This is a genomic window from Paucibacter sp. PLA-PC-4 (assembly GCF_026241155.1).
Lineage (GTDB): Bacteria > Pseudomonadota > Gammaproteobacteria > Burkholderiales > Burkholderiaceae_C > Roseateles_E.
In genome coordinates, this window is sequence record NZ_JAPFGP010000013.1 from 1 (window position 1) to 21,581 (window position 21,581).

General features: G+C 66.8%; 19 protein-coding genes. 9 read left to right on the forward strand and 10 right to left on the reverse strand.

Annotated elements, in window-relative coordinates; translation table 11 throughout:
* The 3 genes from OOZ63_RS19080 to OOZ63_RS19090 form a co-directional block, all read right to left on the reverse strand.
* The coding region (locus OOZ63_RS19080; protein ID WP_266007184.1) for a hypothetical protein at positions 1-207 on the reverse strand (207 nt) is incomplete at its 3' end.
* A gap of 200 nt (positions 208-407) precedes the next feature.
* Positions 408-956 (reverse strand): NADPH-dependent FMN reductase, encoded by a 549-nt coding sequence (locus tag OOZ63_RS19085; RefSeq protein WP_266007185.1) that lies wholly within the window; start codon positions 954-956, stop codon positions 408-410.
* Positions 957-1,934: 978 nt separating this feature from the next.
* A complete protein-coding gene (locus OOZ63_RS19090; RefSeq protein ID WP_266007186.1) occupies positions 1,935-3,182 on the reverse strand; it encodes a nucleoside recognition domain-containing protein in 1,248 nt (415 codons plus the stop codon).
* A 279-nt stretch (positions 3,183-3,461) separates the two neighbouring features.
* On the opposite strand from OOZ63_RS19090, the gene OOZ63_RS19095 reads away from it, so the two are divergent.
* Entirely contained in the window at positions 3,462-3,707 is a 246-nt protein-coding gene (locus tag OOZ63_RS19095; protein WP_266007187.1) for a FitA-like ribbon-helix-helix domain-containing protein, read from the forward strand.
* A gap of 584 nt (positions 3,708-4,291) precedes the next feature.
* Here OOZ63_RS19095 and OOZ63_RS19100 read toward each other — a convergent pair.
* The 6 genes from OOZ63_RS19100 to OOZ63_RS19125 form a co-directional block, all read right to left on the reverse strand.
* Complete coding sequence (locus OOZ63_RS19100; RefSeq protein WP_266007188.1) at positions 4,292-5,065, reverse strand: MetQ/NlpA family ABC transporter substrate-binding protein; 774 nt, start codon at positions 5,063-5,065, stop codon at positions 4,292-4,294.
* 29 nt (positions 5,066-5,094) lie between these two features.
* Positions 5,095-5,760, reverse strand: coding sequence for a methionine ABC transporter permease (locus OOZ63_RS19105; protein WP_266007189.1), 666 nt, complete (start codon positions 5,758-5,760; stop codon positions 5,095-5,097).
* A complete protein-coding gene (locus tag OOZ63_RS19110) occupies positions 5,760-6,764 on the reverse strand; it encodes a methionine ABC transporter ATP-binding protein (RefSeq protein WP_266007190.1) in 1,005 nt (334 codons plus the stop codon). The genes OOZ63_RS19105 and OOZ63_RS19110 overlap by 1 nt, the downstream gene beginning before the upstream one ends.
* A 112-nt stretch (positions 6,765-6,876) precedes the next feature.
* Positions 6,877-7,410, reverse strand: a complete 534-nt coding sequence (locus OOZ63_RS19115) for a hypothetical protein (protein WP_266007191.1) — start codon at positions 7,408-7,410, stop codon at positions 6,877-6,879.
* Between the two features lie 20 nt (positions 7,411-7,430).
* The gene (locus tag OOZ63_RS19120; RefSeq protein WP_266007192.1) at positions 7,431-8,225 is read right to left on the reverse strand and encodes a carbon-nitrogen hydrolase family protein; all 795 of its coding nucleotides are present in this window, start codon (positions 8,223-8,225) and stop codon (positions 7,431-7,433) included.
* A 14-nt stretch (positions 8,226-8,239) separates the two neighbouring features.
* Complete coding sequence (locus OOZ63_RS19125; RefSeq protein ID WP_266007193.1) at positions 8,240-12,271, reverse strand: YhdP family protein; 4,032 nt, start codon at positions 12,269-12,271, stop codon at positions 8,240-8,242.
* 138 nt (positions 12,272-12,409) lie between these two features.
* On the opposite strand from OOZ63_RS19125, the gene glnE reads away from it, so the two are divergent.
* The 8 genes from glnE to OOZ63_RS19165 all read left to right on the forward strand — a co-directional run bounded on the left by glnE (position 12,410) and on the right by OOZ63_RS19165 (position 20,647).
* The gene (gene glnE, locus OOZ63_RS19130) at positions 12,410-15,151 is read left to right on the forward strand and encodes a bifunctional [glutamate--ammonia ligase]-adenylyl-L-tyrosine phosphorylase/[glutamate--ammonia-ligase] adenylyltransferase (RefSeq protein WP_266007194.1); all 2,742 of its coding nucleotides are present in this window, start codon (positions 12,410-12,412) and stop codon (positions 15,149-15,151) included.
* Positions 15,130-15,735 carry a rhombosortase gene (rrtA, locus tag OOZ63_RS19135; protein WP_266007195.1) on the forward strand — a complete coding sequence of 202 codons (606 nt, stop codon included), beginning with the start codon at positions 15,130-15,132 and terminating at the stop codon, positions 15,733-15,735. The genes glnE and rrtA overlap by 22 nt, the downstream gene beginning before the upstream one ends.
* A 7-nt stretch (positions 15,736-15,742) precedes the next feature.
* Positions 15,743-16,642 (forward strand): DMT family transporter, encoded by a 900-nt coding sequence (locus tag OOZ63_RS19140; protein ID WP_266007196.1) that lies wholly within the window; start codon positions 15,743-15,745, stop codon positions 16,640-16,642.
* A 77-nt stretch (positions 16,643-16,719) separates the two neighbouring features.
* Positions 16,720-17,373 carry a glutathione S-transferase gene (locus OOZ63_RS19145; protein ID WP_266007197.1) on the forward strand — a complete coding sequence of 218 codons (654 nt, stop codon included), beginning with the start codon at positions 16,720-16,722 and terminating at the stop codon, positions 17,371-17,373.
* 233 nt (positions 17,374-17,606) lie between these two features.
* Positions 17,607-18,365: a PEP-CTERM sorting domain-containing protein gene (locus tag OOZ63_RS19150; protein ID WP_266007198.1), complete on the forward strand. Its 759-nt coding sequence runs from the start codon at positions 17,607-17,609 to the stop codon at positions 18,363-18,365.
* A 141-nt stretch (positions 18,366-18,506) separates the two neighbouring features.
* The gene (locus tag OOZ63_RS19155) at positions 18,507-18,860 is read left to right on the forward strand and encodes a GntR family transcriptional regulator (protein ID WP_266007199.1); all 354 of its coding nucleotides are present in this window, start codon (positions 18,507-18,509) and stop codon (positions 18,858-18,860) included.
* Complete coding sequence (locus OOZ63_RS19160) at positions 18,857-19,747, forward strand: ABC transporter ATP-binding protein (RefSeq protein WP_266007200.1); 891 nt, start codon at positions 18,857-18,859, stop codon at positions 19,745-19,747. The genes OOZ63_RS19155 and OOZ63_RS19160 overlap by 4 nt, the downstream gene beginning before the upstream one ends.
* Positions 19,748-19,759: 12 nt before the next feature.
* The gene (locus tag OOZ63_RS19165; protein ID WP_266007201.1) at positions 19,760-20,647 is read left to right on the forward strand and encodes a hypothetical protein; all 888 of its coding nucleotides are present in this window, start codon (positions 19,760-19,762) and stop codon (positions 20,645-20,647) included.
* Positions 20,648-20,691: 44 nt separating this feature from the next.
* On the opposite strand, the gene OOZ63_RS19170 is transcribed toward OOZ63_RS19165, so the two are convergent.
* Positions 20,692-21,552 carry a ferritin-like domain-containing protein gene (locus tag OOZ63_RS19170; RefSeq protein WP_266007202.1) on the reverse strand — a complete coding sequence of 287 codons (861 nt, stop codon included), beginning with the start codon at positions 21,550-21,552 and terminating at the stop codon, positions 20,692-20,694.
* Between the last annotated feature and the right edge of the window lie 29 nt (positions 21,553-21,581).

Genomic DNA, 21,581 nt, shown 5'->3' on the forward strand with positions numbered 1-21,581 from the left:
CAGCCGCAGCGCGTTCAGCCGCAGCGCGTTCAGCCGCAGCGCGTTCAGCCGCAGCGCGTTCAGCCGCAGCGCGTTCAGCCGCAGCGCGTTCAGCCGCAGCGCGTTCAGCCGCAGCGCGTTCAGCCGCAGCGCGTTCAGCCGCCTGCTGCTCGGCCCGGGCTTCGAGCGCACGACGGCGCTCGCTGATGTCTTCGACATCGCTAACATCGTCCATATTCCAGCGTCCGGCACCGGGTCGGCGCGCAACACAGGCCGGCGCTGGGCGCTGCGAGCCCTCCAGCCGAGCCAGGGAGATCGTTAGGTCGATCGGCTTGTCACGCTCGCGCAAGCGCTCACTGAAATCACTCAGCAGCGCATCGAGGTCGTCGGGCTCGAAGCCGTCCGACACCATTGCCGTGCCAGCCCGCTCAGACCCGTGCCTTGATAAAGGCCACATAGCGACCGACCCAGGCCTGCACAAAGGCACGACTGCCCTCGTTAATGCCGCTGTCTGCATCGAAGAAGTCCTTGCCGGCGTGGATGAAGGCCTCGGGCTGGCCCAGCGTGGGCACATCGAGATAGGCCAGGATATTGCGCAGATGCTGCTGCGCCAGCGCGGTGCCGATTGCGCCCACCGAGGCACCCAGCACCCCGGCCGGCTTGCCTGCCCAGACGCTCTTGCCATAGGGCCGCGAGCCATGGTCAAGCGCGTTCTTCAGCACGCCGGGGATCGAGCGGTTGTACTCGGGCGTGACGAACAGCAGGCCCTGGGCGGCGCTGATCTGGGCCTTGAAGCGCTGCACCGCCTCGGCCGGGCTGGCGTCGTCGTCCTGGTTGTAGAGCGGCAGCTCGCCGATTTCGACCTGGCCGAAGCTCAGCTCCGGTGGGGCCAGTTTGGCCAGCGCTGTAGCCAGTTGGCGGTTCAACGAGTCGCGGCGCAGGCTGCCGACCAGCACGGCAATATGGATCGTGGCCATCGGAAGCTCCTGGAGTGTGTTGACAGCGTCCGATGCTAACGGATGACCAGTCATGCTTCGATGCGCTGGCGAACCCGACCCGTAATTTGTTCGTCCGCGCAGCGGACGGGATGCCAATCAGGCCTGCTGCAGCAGCGGGCGCTTGTCGAAGCCGTCGCTGGCACGCGCCAGCGCCCCATAGGCCTCGCGCGACGGTGTCGTGGCGGCCGATGGCAACACCAGCAACGACGGGCAGACCCTGACCCTGCAGGTGCAGTAGACTGCCCTGCGCGGCCCTGGCCGACACCGACAGCTGCAGCGTGGCGGCCGGCGTCGGTACGATTAGTCTCGCGCCGTAGGCGGCCTCCCATGGCGCCAGCGCCAGCTCGGAGCTGCAACGCATGCGGCAGCAGCTCGATCCGCAGATACAGATCGCTGCCCCGGCAGGCACAGGCGGCCAGCCGCAGCACTTGGCCGTCGCGCACGCCTTTGGGCATGTCGACCCCAAAGCGGCGCAGCACACCGGCCAGGCTCAAGACAATGCCATGATGGCGCCCAGATAGGCATGCTTTAACGCTATCTTCCGCCCGGCCTGCTGATCGCAATAGGGGGCGCGGACACCGCGGTTGGCGAACAGAAGCTTGGAGAAGTATCGGGCTTGGTGGTCCCCGGCGCCCAGTCGTTTGCTGGTCTGAGGGGAGCAGCTGACTCGCATGCGACGCCAGGTCGTGCGCGACGCGCTTACCGGCGTCGCCTAACACCTCGTAGGCCTCGGCCACCGCCTTGAACTGCGCCTCGCCGGCGGCCAGCTGGCGGACATCCCGGGGGGGTTAGCGCCGTGCCAGCCGACGGCGGGCCTGTTTGATGTTGGCGGGCGAGGCGCAAACTTCGAGCCGCGCGTAATGATCCTTGGTGCTCATCGCGGAGCGCGGCAGGCGACGGCCAATCGTGCGCCCAGCCGGGTCGGGGCAGCGGTGCGCTCGGCCACACTGAGCCCTCTCACTTGAAGAACCAGTAGCCCACCAGGATGGCCGCCACCACGCCCACCACGTCGGCGATCAAGCCGCAGGTCAACGCGTAACGGGTCTTCTTGATGTTGACGCTGCCGAAGTAGACCGCCAGCACGTAGAAAGTGGTCTCAGTTGAGCCCTGGATGATGGCCGCCAGCTTGCCCTCGAAGCTGTCAACCCCGTAGGTCTTCATCACATCGACCATCAGCCCGCGTGCGCCGCTGCCCGACAAGGTCTTCATCAGTCCCACCGGCAAGGCCGGCACAAAGTCGGTGGGCAGCCCCACCGCCGCCACAGCCCAGGCGATGCCACCCACCACATAGTCCATGCATCCGGTCGTGCGGAACACCGAGATCGCCACCAGAATCGCGATCAGATAGGGAATGATGGTGACAGCGACGCCGAACCCTTCCTTCGCGCCCTCGACAAATGCCTCGTAGACATTGATGCGCCGCCAGGCCCCCACCGCGATGAACATCACGATGACCGACAGAATCACCAGACTGCCAAGCAGGCCGATGTACTTGGCCATCAGCTCGGGAGGGTAACGGTGCAGCCAGCCGAACAGCGCCGCCATGATGGCGATGAAGCCGCCGAAGAAGGCCAACACCGGTGCGCTGAGCAGGTTGATGCGCTGGTAGGCGGCCACCGCGACCAGACCAGCCGAGAAAGAGATGAAGGTGCCGATCAATGTCGGCAGGAAGATGTCGGCAGCGTTAAAGCCGACTAGGCCCTGGTCAACCGCCAGCGCCTGGCGGATTGCGATCACCGAGGTCGGGATCAAAGTGATGCCCGCCGTGTTGAGCACCAGGAACATGATCATGGCGTTGCTGGCCGTGTCCTTCTGCGGATTGATCTCCTGAAGCTCCTTCATTGCTTTGAGACCCAGCGGCGTCGCGGCATTGTCCAGGCCCAACATGTTGGCGCTGAAGTTCATCACGATAGAACCGCCGGCCGGGTGGCCCTTCGGGATCTCGGGAAACAGGCGCTTGAAGAACGGAGCCATGCCGCGCGCGAACAATTGGATCACGCCGGCATGCTCGCCGATCTTCATGATGCCCAGCCAAAGCGACATCACCCCGACCAAGCCCAGCGAGATGTCGAAACCAGTCTTGGCGGTATCAAAGATGCCGGTCAGGATCTGCGAAAAGATCTGCAGATCACCCTGCAGCAGCCGCGCCAGCGCCACGGCGAAGCCGATCAGGAAGAAGGCGATCCAGATGTAGTTGAGCACCATGCGCAGGACGGTCGGGGTTGGCCAAAGAAGGCGCCCATTATTCCGGCTGCGCGATCAAGAGCCATGCCAGCTTGTGGGGGGCGGGATAACCGTGGGTGATAGGTGAGCTTATCCGTCGATGAGGGCGGTTGGTGGGCAGATTCCGACGCACAGCTGACCTCCGGATCTCGGATATCAATGCCGCAAGCGGTCGGCCAACGTTGAAGCTAACCGGCCCGCAGCGCCTTGACCAGCAAGCCCAAATGGAACCATCGTGGCTCCATTTGGATGGAGAGTGCCATGTCCACAACCTTGACATTAAAGAATATCCCCGACACCGTATACGGCCGGCTAAAGCTTTCTGCGGAAATGCACCGACGAAGCTTGAATCGCGAGGCCATCGTGTGCCTTGAGTCGGTATTACAACCAACCAAGATGATGCAGAGCGAGCCGATTTCTCGTGCTCGAGAACTGCGGGCGGCCTTACCGGCTGGCAAGTTCCGCGTGCGCGACATTGATGCGGTGAAGCGCAAGGACCGGCCATGATCGTGGTCGAAACGACCGTACTCGCGTACTTGTACTTACCTGGCGGATACACAGTCGCAGCTGAAGCGCTGCTTGAGCAGGATTCCGATTGGGCCTCTTCATTTCTCTGGCGTGGAGAGTTCCGCAATATCTTGGCGGGATACATGCGACGCAAAACCATCTTGTTCGAACAAGCGAACAGCCTCCAACGAGACGCAGTAAGCTAGCTTGAAGGAGCAGAGTTCGAGGTCGAGTCGTCGGCAGTGCTGGAACTCGTTCGGAACAGCGACTGCTCCGCATACGATTGCGAATTCATTGCTCTCGCGATGGAGCTCGACACGAAGTTGGTCACCATGGACAAGAAGCTGCTGCGAGCATTTCCGATGCGCACCAGCGTTCTTTCTGAGGGCTGACGTCGGAGCTGCGCCGACCGCAGCGGCTGGCTGCTTAGGGCCGAGAATAAAACGATGGCCAGCAACGGACATGTGCTCATGTCGGACACACCATGAGTGCGCTCATGCGCACCAATGAAAATCGCCCGGCCGAGGCCGGGCGAATGACTCAAGACCGAGCCGCAGTTGCGGCCAGCCGAGCGCTGATCGGCCTCAGAACGCCGGCACCACCGCGCCGCTGTACTTGCTGGCGATGAACTGCTTGACCTCGGCGCTGTTCAGTGCGGCTGCCAGCTTCTTCAGCGCGGGCGCGTCCTTGTTGTCGGTGCGGGAGACCAGCCAGTTGGCATAGGGAGAGCGGGCATCCTCGATGGCCAGCGCATTCTTGACCGGATTCAGCTTGGCTTCGAGTGCGTAGTTGGTGTTGATCAGGGCCAGATCGACCTGGGGCAGGATGCGCGGCAGGGTCGCAGCCTCGATTTCGCGGAACTTCAGCTTCTTCGGGTTGTCGGCGATGTCGCGCGGCGTGGCCAAGATGTTGTCGGTATTCTTGAGCTTGATGACACCGGCTCGGTCCAGCAGCAGCAGCGCTCGGCCTGCATTGCTAGGGTCGTTCGGGATCGCGACCGTCGCGCCGCGGGGCAGCTCGGCCAGCGCCTTGAACTTGGCCGAATAGGCCCCGAAGGGCTCGACATGAACGGCCACCACGGCCTGCAGGTTCGCGCCCTTGCCCTTGTTGAACTCGGACAGATAGGGCTTGTGCTGGAAGAAATTAGCGTCCAGGCGCTTCTCGGCCACCTGCACATTGGGCTGCACATAGTCGGTGAAGACCTTGATCTCCAACTCCACGCCCTGCTTGGCCAGGCCCGGCTTGACGAACTCCAGGATCTCGGCATGCGGCACCGCGGTGGCAGCCACGCTGAGCTTCTCGGCGGCGGCGAAACCGCTGATGGCCAGGGCGGCCAAGGCAATTGTGATTTTCTTCATAAATCTACTCCTCTTGGTACAACAAAAATTCAGCGCCTGGTGAAACGGTGCACCAGCCAATCGCCCAGCATCTGCAGCAGCTGCACCAACAGCAGCAACAACACAACCGTCACCACCATCACCTCGGTCTGGAAGCGCTGGTAGCCGAAGCGGATCGCCAGGTCGCCCAGCCCCCCACCGCCGATCACGCCGGACATGGCCGTATAGCCGACCAGGGTGATCGCGGTCACGGTGGCGGCCGAGACAATGGCCGGTCGGGCCTCGGGTAAGAGACCCTGCCAGACGATCTGCCAGATGTTCGCACCCATGGCCTGGCCGGCCTCCACGATGCCGCGATCGACACCGCGCAGCGCGCCCTCGACCAGCCGGGCAAAGAAAGGCACGGCCCCGACCACCAGCGGCGGGATTGCACCGGCCACGCCGAGAGACGTGCCAGCCACCAGCAAGGTGAATGGGATCAGCACGATCAGCAAGATCACAAAAGGCAGCGATCGCAGCACGTTGACCACCAGCGACAGCAGCGCATAGGCGCGCGGCGCGGCCAGCAGCTGGCCCCTGTCCAGCAGGAACAGCAGCACGCCCAGCGGCAGGCCCAGCAGCAGCGTGAACAGCAGCGCGCCGCCCAGCATCAGCAGGGTATCGACACCGGCCAGGCCGATCTCGGCCCAGTCCATCGCAACAAAGATATTCAACATCAGCGCAGCACCTCCACAGTCACACCACGTTCACTCAGCAGGGCCTCTGCGGCGGCCAAATTCCCGCCGGTCACTGAGATCGTCAGCTGGCCATAGGGCACGGTCTTGATGCGGTCGATGCGGCCCGACAGGATGCCGAAGTCGATGCCGGTGCGCCGCGCCACCTCGCCCAGCAGTGGCTCATAGGTGCGCTCGCCCCGGAAGGTCAGGCGCAGCAGCCGGCCCGGCACGTGGGCGTAATCGTCCAATTGCGCCTGCTCGTCGACATGCTCGGCCTCCAGCACAAAGCGCCGCGTCACGGCTTCGCGCGGATGCAGAAAGACCCGCACCACCTCGCCCTGCTCGACGACGGCCCCGGCCTCCAGCACAGCGACCCGGTCGCAGACCCGCCGCACCACCTCCATCTCGTGGGTGATCAGCACGATGGTCAGACCCAACTCCTGGTTGATCTCGGCCAGCAGGTCCAGCACATCGCGGGTGGTCTCGGGGTCCAGCGCGCTTGTGGCCTCGTCGCACAGCAGCACCTGCGGTTTCGTCGCCAGCGCGCGGGCGATGCCGACGCGCTGCTTCTGGCCGCCGGACAGCTGGGCCGGGTACTTGTCGGCGTGGGCGCTCAGGCCGACGCGGGCCAGCAGCTCGGCCACGCGCGGGCCGATCTCGGCGACTGGCTGGCCGGCGATGACCAGCGGCCACGCCACGTTCTGAGCCACGGTCTTGCTGGCCAGCAGATTGAAGTGCTGAAAGATCATGCCGATGCGCTGACGCGCGGCGCGCAGCCCCGCCTCATCCAGGTCTAGCAGCTCGGCACCGGCCACCCGCACGGCGCCCCTGTCGGGCCGCTCCAGCAGATTGATCACGCGCAGCAGGGTGCTCTTGCCGGCGCCCGATGCGCCGATGATGCCGAACACCTCGCCGGGCTCGACTCGCAGGCTCAAGCCCCGCAGTGCCGGCACCTGGCGCTCGCCAAGGCGAAAGGATTTGTGGATGTCGTCGAGTTCTATCACCGGGGCGGCGGGGACTGGCCCCGTCAAATTCGCAGCCCGTGATGCTAGTGGAAAACCCTAGATTTCCAAGAAAGGAATCGCAATAAGCAAATTCAGCCGCCGCACGAGGCGGTCAATAGCGCTGATTGGCCAGATCGCGCAGCATCAACTGGATGGCCTGGCGGACCGCGCCCTCGTTGGCTAGACGCAGGCGCTCCGGATGCGACAGCAGGGCCTCGCTGAACTCCGCCTTGTACACCGTGCGCACGCTGCGCTGGTAGACCACGGCGCCGCTGCTCTGCTCGACCAAGCTGAAATGCACGGCGCTCGCGACCTCGGTGTCCAGCGACACCAGCGGCTGCGACAGCGCCAACAGTTGGGCCTTTAGCCGAAAGCGCGCCGTCGGCAGGCTCGGCGCCCACAGGCCGACGCCCCGCAAGGACTCCTCCAGCGCATGCTCCAGGGCCAAGCTGCTGACCTTGGAGCCCCACCAGCGGCCGGTCTCGGCGCCGCCGCTGACATCGGCCAGCGCCACCTGGCCACGCAAGCCCTCGGGCATGAAGCCGCGCAGCTGCAGCGCATCGGCCGGGGCCAGCGCCATCTTGTGCGACTGCGAGGCCGTGCCGCAGGCGGCAAGCCCGGCCAGACATCCGGTCGCGATCAGCAAATTCCGCCTGCTCGTCACCATCACAAACGCCTGTGTTGCAGCGCCGGCAGCTGCTGCCGCAACTGGGCCAGCCGTGCCGTGTCGATCTCCGCCAGCACCACGCCCTCGCCCTCGGGCAGGCATGCCAGCACCTCGCCCCAGGGGTCGACGATCATCGTGTGTCCCCAGGTCCTGCGTCCATTCTGATGCGTGCCGCCCTGGGCCGGTGCGATGAGATAGGCGAGGTTTTCGACCGCTCGCGCGCGCAGCAGCAGCTCCCAATGGGCCTGGCCGGTGGTGTGGGTGAAGGCGGCGGGCACGCTGATCAGGTCCAGCGGACCGAGGCCGCGGTAGAGCTCGGGAAAGCGCAGGTCGTAGCAGACCGACAACCCCACGCGCAGCCCCTCGACCTGGGCTGCCACCGGCGCCTCGCCGGCCTGCAGCACCCGGCCCTCGTCATAGCGCTCGCGGCCGTTGTCGTAGCAAAACAGATGCATCTTGTCGTAACGTCCGGCCTGGGTCCCGTCGGGCGCCCAGACGATGCAGCTGTTGCGCACCCGGGCCGGATCGGCCGTGCGCAGCGGCAGCGTACCGCCGATGATCCACAGGCCCAGCGCGCGCGCCGCGTCGGCCAGCGCCTGCTGGATAGGGCCTTGACCCGGGGCTTCGGCAATCGCCAGCTTGTCCTCGTCCTTCAGGCCGATCAGGCAGAAATACTCCGGCAGCGCCGCCAGCCGCGCGCCCTGCGCAGCGGCCTCGGCCAGCCAGTGACGCGCCCGCGCCAGGTTAACGGCCACATCGGGCCCGGACACCATCTGGATCGCTGCAATCTTCATCTTCCGTTCTCCTTTCAGGGCGCGGATGCCGCCGCTTCGGCGCCGGCCTTGCGGTCCACCTTCTCGACCTTGGGGTCATCCCAGCTGCCGGTGACATGGAACTCTCGGGTGTTGGCCGCCATCATCGGCTTGCGCAACACCAGCTGGGCGAGGAAGGTGCCCAGGCCGACCGCCGGATTGATGGCCGCATAGGCCAGCGAGGCGCCGCCGGCATTGATCTCCGGCACGACCACGACGCGCAGGTCCTGGGTCTCTCGCGCCAGGTCGGCATGGCCCTCCATCACGACCACCGCCTGCACACCGCTCATGCGCAGGTTCTCGCTGCTCGCCACGCCACGCTCTATTCTGATATCGCCGCCGAAGCCGTCGAAGGCAAAGCCCTCACTGAACACATCGCGGAAGTCCAGGGTCAGCCGGCGCGGCAGCGACTGCAGGCTCAGGATGCCCAGCAGCCGGCCCACGCCCGGCTCGGCCTGCAGGAACTGCCCGGCATCCAGCGCCACCTTGAGCTGGCCCGTCATGCTGGGGTAGTCCGGGCTCAGCGGCGAACCCTGCCAGCCGAGCTGGCCACCCAGCTCGCCCTTGCCGCCACGCAAGACCCGACCCTGGCCGAGGCGCTCGAGCAGATTGCCGGCGTCGACCACATCGAGCTTCCAGTCCAGCACCGTGCGACGCCGGCCCGCGCCGTCGGCCAGCCAGCGACCGCTGGCATTGAGCAACGCATCGGGATGCCTGAGCTGCAGCTTGTTCAGCCGCCACTCGCGCTGCGCCCCGTGCAGCGAGGCCTCGACCTCGACCCGGCCCAGGCGCTTGCCACGCAGCTCGAAGTCATCGATCACGATGTCCAGCGTCGGCACGCTGTCGCTGGGTTTTTCCAGCAAGGTGCTGACCCCGTCGGCCTCACTCTTGGGCAGCGACAGCCGCGCCAGCCGCGCATAGATGCGACCGGGCAGCTTGTCATGGGCACTGCGCAGCTCCAAATAGCCGTTGAGCTGCTCGGCATCCAGATTGATGCGCCAACTGTGCTGCTCGGGCGCATGGGTGATGCCGGCCACCAGCCGGGTGAGCGTACGCCCGCCCAGTTGCAGCTCGCGGGCGCGCAGCGCAATATGGGTCGGCACATAGCCGCCCGTCTCGCCCAGCCCGGGCGACGCGGCAGCCGCGCCGCCCAGCAGGCTTTGCGAGCGCGCCTGCCAGGCATCGAGATCGACCCGGTCCAGCGTTGCCTGCAGCGTCACGCCCTGGACCGGCAGTGCCGGCAGCTTGTCCTGCACCGCCAGAGCGCCGGTCAGCACCCGGGGCGGGTCGACGCTGATGTCGCGCTGGTACTGGGCCAGCACCAGGCTGCCGAGCTCCAGCCGCAGCTCGTCGCGCTTGCCGGCCAGCAGGGAACTCTGCAGGCGTAGCGGCAGCGCCGCGTCCGCCTCCTTGCGCAGTGGGGCCGGCAGATCCAGCGACAGGCCTTGCAGGCTGCTGGTCAAGGTGAACTCGGTCTGGCCCTCTTTGATGCCCAGCTGCAGGCGGTAGGCGGTCTGGCCGCCCATCTGCTGGGCCAGCCGCGCCGCCAGGCCCAGCTCGCCAGCGCGCCGCAGGCCCTCGGCCGTGACCAGGCCCTGGCCGGCAAAACGCAGGCTGCCGTCGCGCTGGCTGCCGCCCTCGAATGTCGCGTCACCGCCCAGCACCCGGGCCGCGCCGCCCTGCACCGCGACGCTGCGGCGGTCGAACTCGATGCGCGCCCGGGCGTTGGCCAGCAGCGGCAACTGCGGGCCTAGGCGCACATCATTGCCGCCCAGCACGACGCTGCCTTTGACCGTGCTACGCTCGACATCGTCGAGAGGGATCTGCAGCGCCAGCCTCAGCGTGGCGGCACCGCTGGCTGTGGCGTCTTGCAACCCTTTGCCTATCCACTCGCCCACCGGCGAGAGCTTGATAAAGCGCAGCAGCTCGGCCATGGGTCCGCGCCCGCTGCCCTCCAGCGCCAGCACCGGGTGCTGCACCAAATCCTTGATGCCGCCATTGACGGCGCTGAGCTCATAGCCCAGCACCTTGGCGCGGGCATTGCGGATGCGCATGCTGCCCCGCTCAAACACCAGCTCGCCGTTGACCTGCTCCATCGCCGGCCAGCTGGAATCGGGCACATAGGCCAGGTCCACATCATGGGCCTGGACCGCGATGCGGAACTGGCCAGCCGGGCTGCTGTCGAAAGGGAAGTCCCACAGATCGCCGCGAACCCGGAACTGCACCTGGCGGCCCTCGCCGCCGCGCACCGCGCGCCGCACATAGTCGCGTGCCTGGGTACCGACGCCCAGCGGCAGATAGCGCGCCACCCGCGCCGCCTTGGCCTGGTCGAGCCGGCCGTTTAGTTCCAGTTGGCCGGGGAAGCGGCCGCCGCGACCGTTGACCAACTCGCCGGCCGGCCCGCCCTCGCCGGTGCGCCACAAGAGCTCCAGCTCGCCGCGCAGATCGTCATTGGCGAGCTTGGCCTCGCTGAGCCGCAGCTCCAGGGCCGCAGGCTTGCCGGCACGGGGCTGGATGCGCCAGTTCAGCATCGCGTTGAAGCGCTGCAGCGGCAGCAGCGGTTCCTCGAACACACCGGGCAGGTCCAGCAGCCCGTCCTGCAGGCTCAGCCGGGCCTGGCCGCCACCCTCATGAGCTTCGAGCTGCAGGCTGGCGCCGGCCACGCCAGGCCGACCCACGCCCTGCTCGGCCGATTGGGCCGCCAGCTGCAAACCATCGACCTTGGCCTTGACGCGGTAGCTCGCGGGCGCATCCAGCGGGCCGTCCCAGCGCGCCGTCAGGGCGCTGATCAGGCCTTGCGGCGCCAGCTCGCCGAGCCAGTCGCGCTGGGCCTGGCCCAGCGGTAAGCGGGTCGCGATCTGGCTCATCAGGGCCAAATCCAGGCGTTGGGCCTGCAGCTCGCCGCCGCTGATAGGGGGCAGCGGCTGGCCGGGCCTGGCGGCGGCACGCTTGAGCGACAGCGACCAGTCCGAGCGCGGCCAGGCCAGGCCGTCCGCGCCTTCGAACCCGAGCTGGGTGGCGCTCAGCGAATAGCCGTCGGCGCGCCGCTGCACCGCGACCCGGCCCTGAATGCGGGTCAGATCCAGCGGCTCCATCTCGGCGCCCAGGCGCAGGCGCACGGCGCGCAGGCCCACATCGGCACTGACGCTTTGCGGCTGACCGTCCTTGAATTCTGCCCAGGCACGCAGCGCACCATCGCCCTCCTCCAGCTCGAAAGGCAGGTCCAGATGACGCTTGAGCTGGCGCAGATCGGCATGGGGCAGGTCGGCATAGAGCTGGCCGCTCCAGTGCTGCAGCTCAGCGGGCCGCTTCAGCAGCGACTGGGTGAAGCGCCCGCGCAGGCTGAAGCGCTGGCCCCAGGCCGCCGGCGGCGTAGCATCCAGGCGCAGATTGTGGCTGCGCAGGCCGTTGCGCAGCACCAGATCGACCGCGTTGAGCTCCAGCGGCGGCGCGGCGCGGCCCTCATCAATCCAGCGTAGCCGGCCTTGGCGGATCACGAACTCGGGCTGGGAAAAAAACCAGTCGGCCATGTCATCGCCGGCGCCGGCCGCCGTCGCGCCGTCGTCCAGGCTCAGGCCGGCGACAAACAGCCGGCCCCGGGCATCGCGGCGCACTTCTAGCTCGGGGCCGTCGATCAGCAGCTGCGAAAAGCGCAATTCCAAGGCCAGCAGCGAGCGCGCCGACAGAGCCGCCGAGACCCTCGGCAGGCGCAGCGCCTCGCGGCCGGCAGGGTCCAGCAGGCGCACATTGCGCAGCTCCAGCGCTGGGATCCAGCCGCCCGAGCGCACCTCGATCTGACCGATGCGCAGCGTCAGCCCCAGGCTTTGCGAGGCCATGCGCTCCAGGTCGGGGCGCCAATCATTGATGTGGGGCAGAATTGCCCAGTGCAAGACCAGCCAGGCCGACAGGAGCAAGCCCCAGGCGAGCAACACCAGACCGAGAGCCCAGCGGGTCCCCCGCAGCAGCCAGCGGGTGGGTCGCTGCGCAACCCGTCTTGCGGCGGCTGAAAAGCTTGCGATGAACGACATGTACGAGGGAGAAGCTCGCGATGGAGCAAAAAACAATATGACCGTGCTTGCATCTCCTTGGGTGCTGCATGCCCATGTCAGCGACGCAGCCCGGCGCTCCCAGGTTGGCGTCGAATCTAGCACAGCGGATCCCTTGCCATGACGCCGTCCGGGCATTCTTTGCAGTCTGAAACAGTCAGCGCCGCGCACAGCCGCTTCGTGCAGCGCATCCGACGCCGTTACGAGTCCGAGCTGGCGCTGCTGCCACCGGGCCTACCGGACCGCCCGGTGATCGAGGATCTGGTGGCCACCTTGCAGGCCGGCGGCCGGGCTTTGCCCAGCGCCTTGCGGGTGGCCCGTCATCTGGTGCTGGAGCGCCTGGCGGTGCTGGACATCGAGACCGGCGCGGCGATGGAAGACATCACGCTGGTGATGACCTTGCTGGCCGAGACCACGCTGGACCTGGCGCTGGCCGAGGCCCGCAGCGCCCAGGACGCGATCCACGGTGCGCCGCGCAATGCCGAGGGTCAGGTGATCGAGTTCTGGGTCATCGGCATGGGCAAGTTGGGCGCCCGCGAGCTCAATGTCTCGTCCGATATCGACCTAATTTACGTCTACGAAGACGAGGGTGTCACCGAAGGTGCGCTGTCGATCAGCGCTCACGAGTACTTCACCCTGGTGGCCAAGCGCCTGTACACGCTGATTGGCGAGGTCGGCGACGACGGACAGGTCTTCCGCGTCGACCTGGCGCTGCGGCCCAATGGCAACTCGGGCCCGCCGGTGGTCAGCCTGGCGATGCTAGAGGAGTATTTCCTGGTGCAGGGCCGCGAGTGGGAGCGCTTTGCCTGGCTGAAGAGCCGGGTCGTCGCTCCGCTGGCCAGCCGCAGCAATGGCCGGGCGCTGGCCTTGCGAGCGCTGGTGACGCCGTTTGTCTACCGGCGCTATCTGGACTACGGTGTGTTCGAGGGCCTGCGAACCCTGCACCGCAAGATCCGCGACGAGGCGCAAAAACGCGCGGCGGGCCGGCCCGAGCGGGCCAATGATGTGAAGCTCTCACGCGGCGGCATCCGCGAGATCGAATTCATTGTGCAGTTGCTGCAGGTGGTGCGCGGCGGCCAATTTCCGGAGATCCGCACCCGCTCCACCGTCAAGGCGCTGTCGCGGGTGGCGGCGCGCGGGCTGATGAAGCCGGCTACCGCCGACAAGCTGATCGAGGCCTATGTCTTCCTGCGCCGGGTCGAGCACCGCATCCAGTTCCTCGACGATCAGCAGACCCATTGCCTGCCCGGAGCCGACGAGGACCTGGGCTGGATCGCCCGCAGCCTGGGCCTGATCTGCCGCAGCGACACCTGCGAGTTGTTCGACAAACTCTGCGAGGTGCGCGAGCTGGTGGCCACCGAGTTCGATGCGCTCTTGCACGACGGTCAGGCGCCCAAGCCCGGCAGCTGCAAGAGTGGCGGCTGCGGCGGGCCGGCGCTGCCGGTCGATGCCGAGGAGTTCCTGGAGAAGCTGCCGCCCGAGTTGGCCAGCTCTGTGCGCCGCTGGGCCCAGCAGCCGCGGGTACAAGCGCTGCGCGAGGAGTCGCGGCTGCGCCTGGCCAAGCTGGTGGGTCGGGCGGCGCTGGGCGTGCGCGACGGCGAATGCAGCCTCGACGCGGCGCTGCGCTTTGTCGATTGGATCGAGCCTCTACTGCGGCGCGAGAGCTATCTGGCCTTGCTGGTTGAGCGGCCCTCGGTGCAAACCAGGCTGCTGCGCCTGCTGGGCCTGGCGCGCTGGCCGATGCGCTATCTGATGCTGCATCCGGGTGTCATCGACGAGCTGGCCGACAACCGGCTGCTGGGCGAACGCTTCAGTGGCAGCGAGTTCATCGGCGATCTGCAGGACCGCCATGCTGCTTGGGCCCGCTCGGGCGAGGCCGACGAGGAAGCGCTGCTGGATACCTTGCGGCGCGCCCACCATGCCGAGGTGTTCCGCACCCTGGTGCGCGATGTCGAGGCCAAGATCACGGTAGAGCAGGTGGCCGACGAGCTCTCGGCGCTGGCCGATGCCACGCTGCAATGCGTGATCGAGTGGGCCTGGGCGCGACTCAAGCAGGCGCATCGTCCGACCCCGGGCTTCGCGGTGATCGCCTACGGCAAGCTCGGCGGCAAGGAGCTGGGCTACGGCGGCGATCTCGATGTGGTCTTCCTGTTCGACGACGCGGACGAGAACGCGGGCGAGATTTACGGCGCCTTCGTGCGCAAGCTGATCACCTGGCTGACCCTGCGCACCGCGGCCGGCGAGCTATTCGACATCGACACCGCGCTACGCCCGAATGGCAACTCGGGTCTGCTGGTGACCAGCATCCAGTCCTTCGAGAACTATCAGACCGGCCGCGGCAGCAACACCGCCTGGACCTGGGAGCACCAGGCCATCACGCGGGCGCGCTTTTGCGCCGGCGACGCAGCGCTGGGCCAGCGCTTCGAAGAGGTTCGCCGCGCGGTGCTGACCGCGCCGCGCGACTGCGCCGCGCTGCGCCAGGAGGTGCTGGCGATGCGGGAGAAGGTGCGCCAAGCCAAGCCGGTTCGGGCCGGACAGTTCGACGTCAAGCACAGCCCCGGCGGCATGATGGACGCCGAGTTCGCCCTGCAGTACCTCGTGTTGATGTTCTCCGGCCAGCACCCGACGCTGTTGGACAACGCCGGCACCATCGCGCTGCTGCAGCGCGCCGAGAGCGTGGGCCTGTTACCGCCGGGCATCGGTCAGGCGGCAGGCGATGCCTACCGCGAGTTGCGCCGTATCCAGCACCGGGCCCGGCTTGATGAGCAGCCCACCGCCGTCGACGCCGCCAGCCTGGCCGAGCTGAGCCTGGATAAGCAGCGCGACGCCGTGCTGGCGCTATGGCGAGCGGTTTTCGGCTGAGCGCCTGGGCGGCGCTGGCCGCGCTGCTCGCGCTCGGGGCCATGCTGGCCCAATGCTTGCCGACGGCCGGGCTCGACTGGCAGCCAGTGCAGGCGTGGGCGGAGCCTTGGCGCTTCTGGAGCGCCGCCTTTGTGCACTGGAGCTCCCAGCATCTGCTGGCCAATCTTGCCGGCTGCGCGGTGCTGGCGCTGCTGGGCTGGGCGGCGCGACTGCCGGCACGAGCTGCGCTGGCCTGGGCCCTGGCGTGGCCGCTAACCCAGGCCGGCCTTCTGCTGCGGCCCGATCTGATGCACTACGGCGGCCTGTCGGGCGTGCTACATGCCGGCGTCGCGGTTGCGGTGCTGGAGTTGCTGCGCCGGCCCGGGCGCGAGCGCCTGGTCGCGCTGGCGATCGCGCTCGGCCTGATCGTCAAGCTAAGCCTGGAGCAACCGCTCGGGCCCGCACTGCGCGTGCTGCCCGGCTGGGACATCCTGATCGCGCCGGTCGCTCATCTGAGCGGTGCCGTCAGTGGTGCCGTCATGGGTGCCCTCATTGGTGCGATAGGCGCGCTTGCGTCGCCGCGCTGCTCCCGGTGGGCGGCATGATGAAGGCATGAGCCCCACCCAGCGCAAAACCCATCTCGACACCCTGGCTGTCGGCAGCCTGCTGGTTTGCTGCCTGCTGTGGGGACTGAACCAGGTGGCGGTGAAGGCGGCGCTGAGCGAGATCTCGCCGCTGTGGCAGGCGGGGCTGCGCTCGCTGGGCGCGGCCGGCCTGGTCTGGCTATGGGCGCTGGCACGCGGCATCAAGCTGTTCGAGCGCGATGGCACGCTGGCAGGTGGCCTGCTGGCCGGCGGGCTGTTCGGCCTGGAATTCGCCTGCATCTTTGCCGGACTGCAATACACCAGCGCATCCCGCATGGTGGTCTTTATCTATCTGAGCCCCTTTGTCGTCGCGCTTGGCATGCCCTTCATATCGAAATCGGAGCGGCTGAGCCTGCGCCAGAGTGCCGGCCTGTTCCTGGCCTTCGCGGCCGTGGCCTGGGCTTTTGCGGAAGGCTTCGGCCAGACCAGCACCAGCGGCCGCCAGTGGCTGGGTGATGCGCTGGGCCTGCTGGCCGCCTTGCTCTGGGGCGGCACGACGCTGGCGATACGGGCCACCAAGCTTTCTGCGGCCACCGCCGAGAAGACCTTGTTCTACCAGTTGGGGGTCTCGGGCCTGGGCCTGGTTGCTGGGGCGCTGCTGATCGGCGAGACACTGCCGCTGCAATGGTCGATGCGGCTCTCGGGCCTGATGCTGTTCCAGACCGTGGTCGTCAGCTTTGCCAGCTATCTGATGTGGTTCTGGCTGGTGCGGCACTATCCGGCAACCCGGCTGGCCAGCTTCACGCTGTCGACGCCGCTGTTCGGTCTGCTGGCCGGCGCGCTCTTGCTGGGCGAGAGCATTAGCCTGCGCCTGGGCGTGGCGCTGCTGGCGCTAACGGCCGGCGTGGCGCTGGTCAACAAAAAATAGCCTGTCTCCAGGGCGGCAGCCGCTGCCGTGAAGCACGCTTAGACTGCCGCCACCCCTAGACCTGCCGGAGACAAACCATGACGATCACGCTGTGCGGCTTCTCGCTGTCCAACTACTACAACAAGGTCAAGCTGGCCCTGCTGGAGAAAGGCATCCCCTTCCAGGAGGAGGTGGTGATGACCAAGTCGGCTGATGAGGCGGTGCTGAGCTGCACGCCGCTGGGCAAGGTGCCCTTCATTCGCACGCCACACGGCGCGCTGTGCGAGAGCCAGGTCATCTTGGACTATCTGGAAGCCATCCAGCCGACGCCGGCCCTGATGCCGGCCGACCCCTTCGAGGCGGCCAAGGTGCGCGAGCTGGTCACCTTTGTGGAGCTCCATCTGGAGCTGGTGGCGCGCGAGCTCTATCCGCAGGCCTTTTTCGGCGGCACGGTCAGCGAGGGCACGCAGACGCGTGCGCGCAAGCTGCTGGAAAAAAACATCGCCGGCTTCAAGCGTCTGACAAAGTTCTCGCCCTACATCGCCGGTGACAGCTTCACGCAGGCCGACTGCGCCGCTTGGGTCAGCCTGCCCCTGGTCGCGATGGCCTCCAAGGCGGTGCTCGGCGAGGATCTGCTGGCAGCCGGCGGCGTCGACTGGAAGCCCTATATCAAGCTGATCGGCGAGCGCCCCAGCGCGCAAAAAGTGGCGGCCGACCGCAAGGCCGACCAGGAACGTTTCGCCAAGGCCTGAGGTCCCAACAAGCAAAAAGCGGCGCAAACGGTCGTTAATTTGCGCAAACAAACCTTTGCGCACCCGGATTAGCAAAAACCTACCCCCTGCTTTGCGGGGGGTGAGGCCGGACCGTTGCGCAATGACACGGGATGTTCACGCTTTCCCTAGAGGATGGGCTCACGCTGCGATGCAGCATTGCAGCGGCATGTCTTTCAAGCCACTCGAACCACTGTCCACAGGGAAAACTCATCATGTCCACCTCGCGTTATCTCGCCCTCGGCGCGCTGGCCGCCGCCAGCCTTTCCGCCCACGCTGCCATTGAGCTCGGCGATGCGAACCTGAGCTACCAGCAAAGCTTCGACAGCCTGGCCGCCTCCGGCACCAGCAGCGTGCTGCCCGCCGGCTGGGCGTTTTTGGAAACGGGCACCAATGCCAACACGACCTATGCTGCGGGCACTGGCAGCGGCACCGCCGGCAATGTCTACAGCTTCGGCAGCGACGGCAGCAGCGAGCGCGCGCTGGGCGGCCTGCTGTCGGGCTCGCTGACCCCGGTGTTCGGCGCCTCATTCACCAACCAGGCCAGCCGCGCGATCGACAGCCTGGCGATCAGCTATACCGGCGAGCAATGGCGCCTGGGCGCCACTGGCCGCGCCGACCGCCTGCAGTTCCAGTACAGCACCGATGCCAGCTCACTGAGCACCGGCAACTGGATCAGCGTCAGCGCGCTGGACTTCGGCTCCCTGGTGAACAGCGGCCCCACCGGAGCGCTGAATGGCAATGTCAACAGTGCGTCGGTCTCCGGCAGCCTGAGCGGTCTGAGCCTGGCCCAGGGCGCCACTGTGTGGCTGCGTTGGACCGACTTCAATGCCAGCGGCTCCGACGACGGCCTGGCCGTCGACAACTTCAGCCTGAACGCAACCCTGGCCCCGGTGCCCGAGCCGAGCAGCTATGCGCTGCTGCTGGCCGGCCTGGGCGCAATCGGCCTGGTCGCACGCCGTCGCCGCAGTTGACGCCGCTGCAGGGTCCGGCACCGGGAGGTCGCCGGGCTCTGCAGTTCATCACGTCGCTGCTGCAGTCTGTCGGCCAGCGCTAGGTCGGCAAGTGGGCTCTTGTTATGGTGTGCTACATCAGCAACACACAAGGCCCACGCCATGCAGCGCTGGAACGATTCAAGTCCTATCTATCAGCAGCTCGCCGACCGTCTGGCCGTGCAGTTGCTGGACGGCAGCCCACCCGAGGGTGAGGCCCTTCCCTCAGTGAGGGCGCTGGCCAGCCAGTACCTGATCAATCCGCTGACCGTCAGCCGGGCCTTGCAGGCCCTGGTGGACAACGGCCTGGTTGAGCCGCGCCGCGGCCTGGGCATGTATGTGCAGCCCGGGGCCCGGTCACGCCTGCTGAAGAGCGAGCGCGAGCAGTTTTTGCGGCAGGAGTGGCCGGCTCTGCGTGCCAAACTGCGCCGCCTGGGACTGAGCGCCAAGGATCTGAACTGGGAAGAACAGCAATGAGCGATCACAACACCCCCCTCGTCGAGGCACGCGGACTGAGCCTGCGCTATGGCAGCAAAACCGCCGTCGATGACATCAGCTTCACGATCCCCAAGGGGCGCGTCGTCGGCCTGCTGGGTCACAACGGCGCCGGCAAAACCTCGCTGATGAAGGCCCTGGTGGGTCTGCTGCCAGCGCAAGGTGAGCTGTCGGTGCTGGGCCTGAACCCGGGCCGGCAGCGCGAGACACTGCTGCAAAACATGAGCTACATCCCCGACGTGGCCGTGCTGCCGCGCTGGGCCAAGGTGTCAGAGTTGATCACCTTGATGAGCGGGCTGCAGCCGCGCTTCTCGGCTGAGCGCGCCCGCGCCCTGCTCAAGCGCACCAGCGTGGGTCTGAACGATAAGGTCAAGAGCCTGTCCAAGGGCATGGTGACCCAGGCTCATCTGGCGCTGATCGCAGCGATAGACACCAAACTGATGATCCTCGACGAGCCGACGCTGGGCCTGGACGTGATGTCTCGCAAGAGCTTTTACGAGATGCTGATCGACGAGTGGTGCGACGGTGAGCGCAGCGTGCTGATCTCCACCCACCAGGTCGAGGAGATCGAGACCCTGCTGAGCGACGTGATGATGCTGGACATGGGCCGGCTGGTGCTGAACATCAGCCTGGAGGAGATGGACTCGCGCTTTATCGCGCTGAGCCATGACCCGGCCGCCGCCGATGCGGTGGCGGCCGCCCATCCGCTGCTGCGCTACCGCCAGCAGGGCCGACCGGCGGCGCTGTTTGATGGCGCGCCGCCGCCTCAGCTCGAAGCAATGGGCCAGCGCTTTCGGCCCAGCCTGGTCGACCTGTTCATGGCGCTGACGCGCAAGCCCGAAATGCAGTCATCCAGCAGCCAAGCCTGAGGAGCAAGAATCATGTGGACACGATTTCAAACCCTGATGCTGCGCGAGTGGATGCAGCACCACAAGGGCTGGCTGCTGGTGATGCTGTTGCCACCGGCGATCTTTCTGGCACTGCTGCCCTTCGGCCAGGTCGAGCTTGAGATGGCCGAGCTGTCGCCGCTAGCTCTGGCCGCGATGGCCACGGCCCTATGCGCCGTGGCAGTCACCGGTCTGAGCTGGGGCGCGGTGATGCTGCAGCTGCCCGGCCTGGCGCGACGCGACCGGCAGGACCGCTCGATCGAGTTCTGGCTCTCGCTGCCGGCCGGCCACAGCGAGAGCATCGGCGCAACCCTGTTGATGCATGTGCTGCTGGTGCCGCTGCTGGCGCTGATGGTGGGCAGCGTGCTCGGTCTGGTCATCGCGGCGGGCGTGGTCGTCAAGTTGGGCGGGCTCGCTGCGCTGGCCGAGGTGTCCTGGACGGCTCTGCTGGCCGCCGGCCTGGCCGGCCTGGCGCGCCTGGCTCTGGGACTGGTGCTGATGAGCTTGTGGTTGGCCCCGCTGTTCATGATCTTGATGGCCGCCTCGGCCTGGCTCAAGCGGTGGGGGGTGCCGGCGGTGATCGCCACGATCGTGATCGGTGGCAATGTGCTGGACAAGGTTTACGCCAACCCCATCATCTGGAAACTGCTGAACGCCCAGCTCCATGGTGCGGGGACAGCCTTCACCAACCACGAGGACGAGCTCGACGCTCTGCGCTACTCGAACGGAGGCGTGGCCGAGTTCGGCGGCGGCGTGGCCCGATGGGCACTGCAGGACTCGCTGGCCGCACTGCAGAATCTTGCCTCGCCCCATCTGCTGGGCGGCCTGCTGGTGGCGGCCGCCTGCTTCGGGTTGCTGGTGCTGCGCCGCAGTCGGCCCTGATCAGGCGCAAGCCCAAAACAAAGCCCGCTGCGGGCTTTCTTGACTCAGGCTGTCTGCGGCCCGGCCGCTGCGGCGGCCACCTTGGCCGCCATTTCCTTTCGAAAGCGGTTGAGCTCCTGCACGCTGGCGAAGCTGCGCTCCATCAGCAGGCTCATGTTGTGGAGGATGCGCTCCACCACCTTGGTCTCCCAGACCGCGTCGAACTGGATCTGCTTGTCCAGCCAATGTTCCAGCCAATCGGGATCGGGAACGCGGCTCTGAATGGTGTCGCGCGGGAACAGCGCAGCGTTGACATGCAGATTGGTGGGGTGCAGGGCCTGGGCCGTGCGGCGCGCGCTGGCCATGAGCACACCCACCTTGGCAAACGCGGCCCGGGCCTCGTCGCCGAACTTGCTCATTGCCCGCTTCATATAGCGCAGATAGGCACCGCCATGGCGGGCCTCGTCTCGCGCCAGGGTTTCGTAGATCGCCTTGATGACCGGCTCGGTATGCCACTCGGCAGCACGCCGGTACCAGTGATTCAGCCGAATCTCGCCGCAGAAATGCAGCATGAGCGTCTCCAGCGCCGGCGCCGGGTCGAAGTCGAAGCGCACCTCGTGCAGCTCGGCCTCGGTGGGCACCATCTCGGGACGGAAGCGCCGCAGGTATTCCATCAGCACCAACGAGTGCTTCTGCTCCTCGAAAAACCAGACACTCATGAAGGCCGAGAAGTCGCTGTCATCGCGGTTGTCACGCAGAAACATCTCGGTGGCGGGCAACGCCGCCCACTCGGTGATCGCGTTCATCTTGATGGTGCGCGCTTGATCGTCGCTGAGCCGGCCGGTGTCGAACTTGTCCCAGGGGATGTCCGTGTCCATATTCCAGCGCACCGCTTCCAACTGCTTGAAAAGTTCGGGATAAAGCATGGTCCGTCCTCGGTTGGTCGCTGCCGATT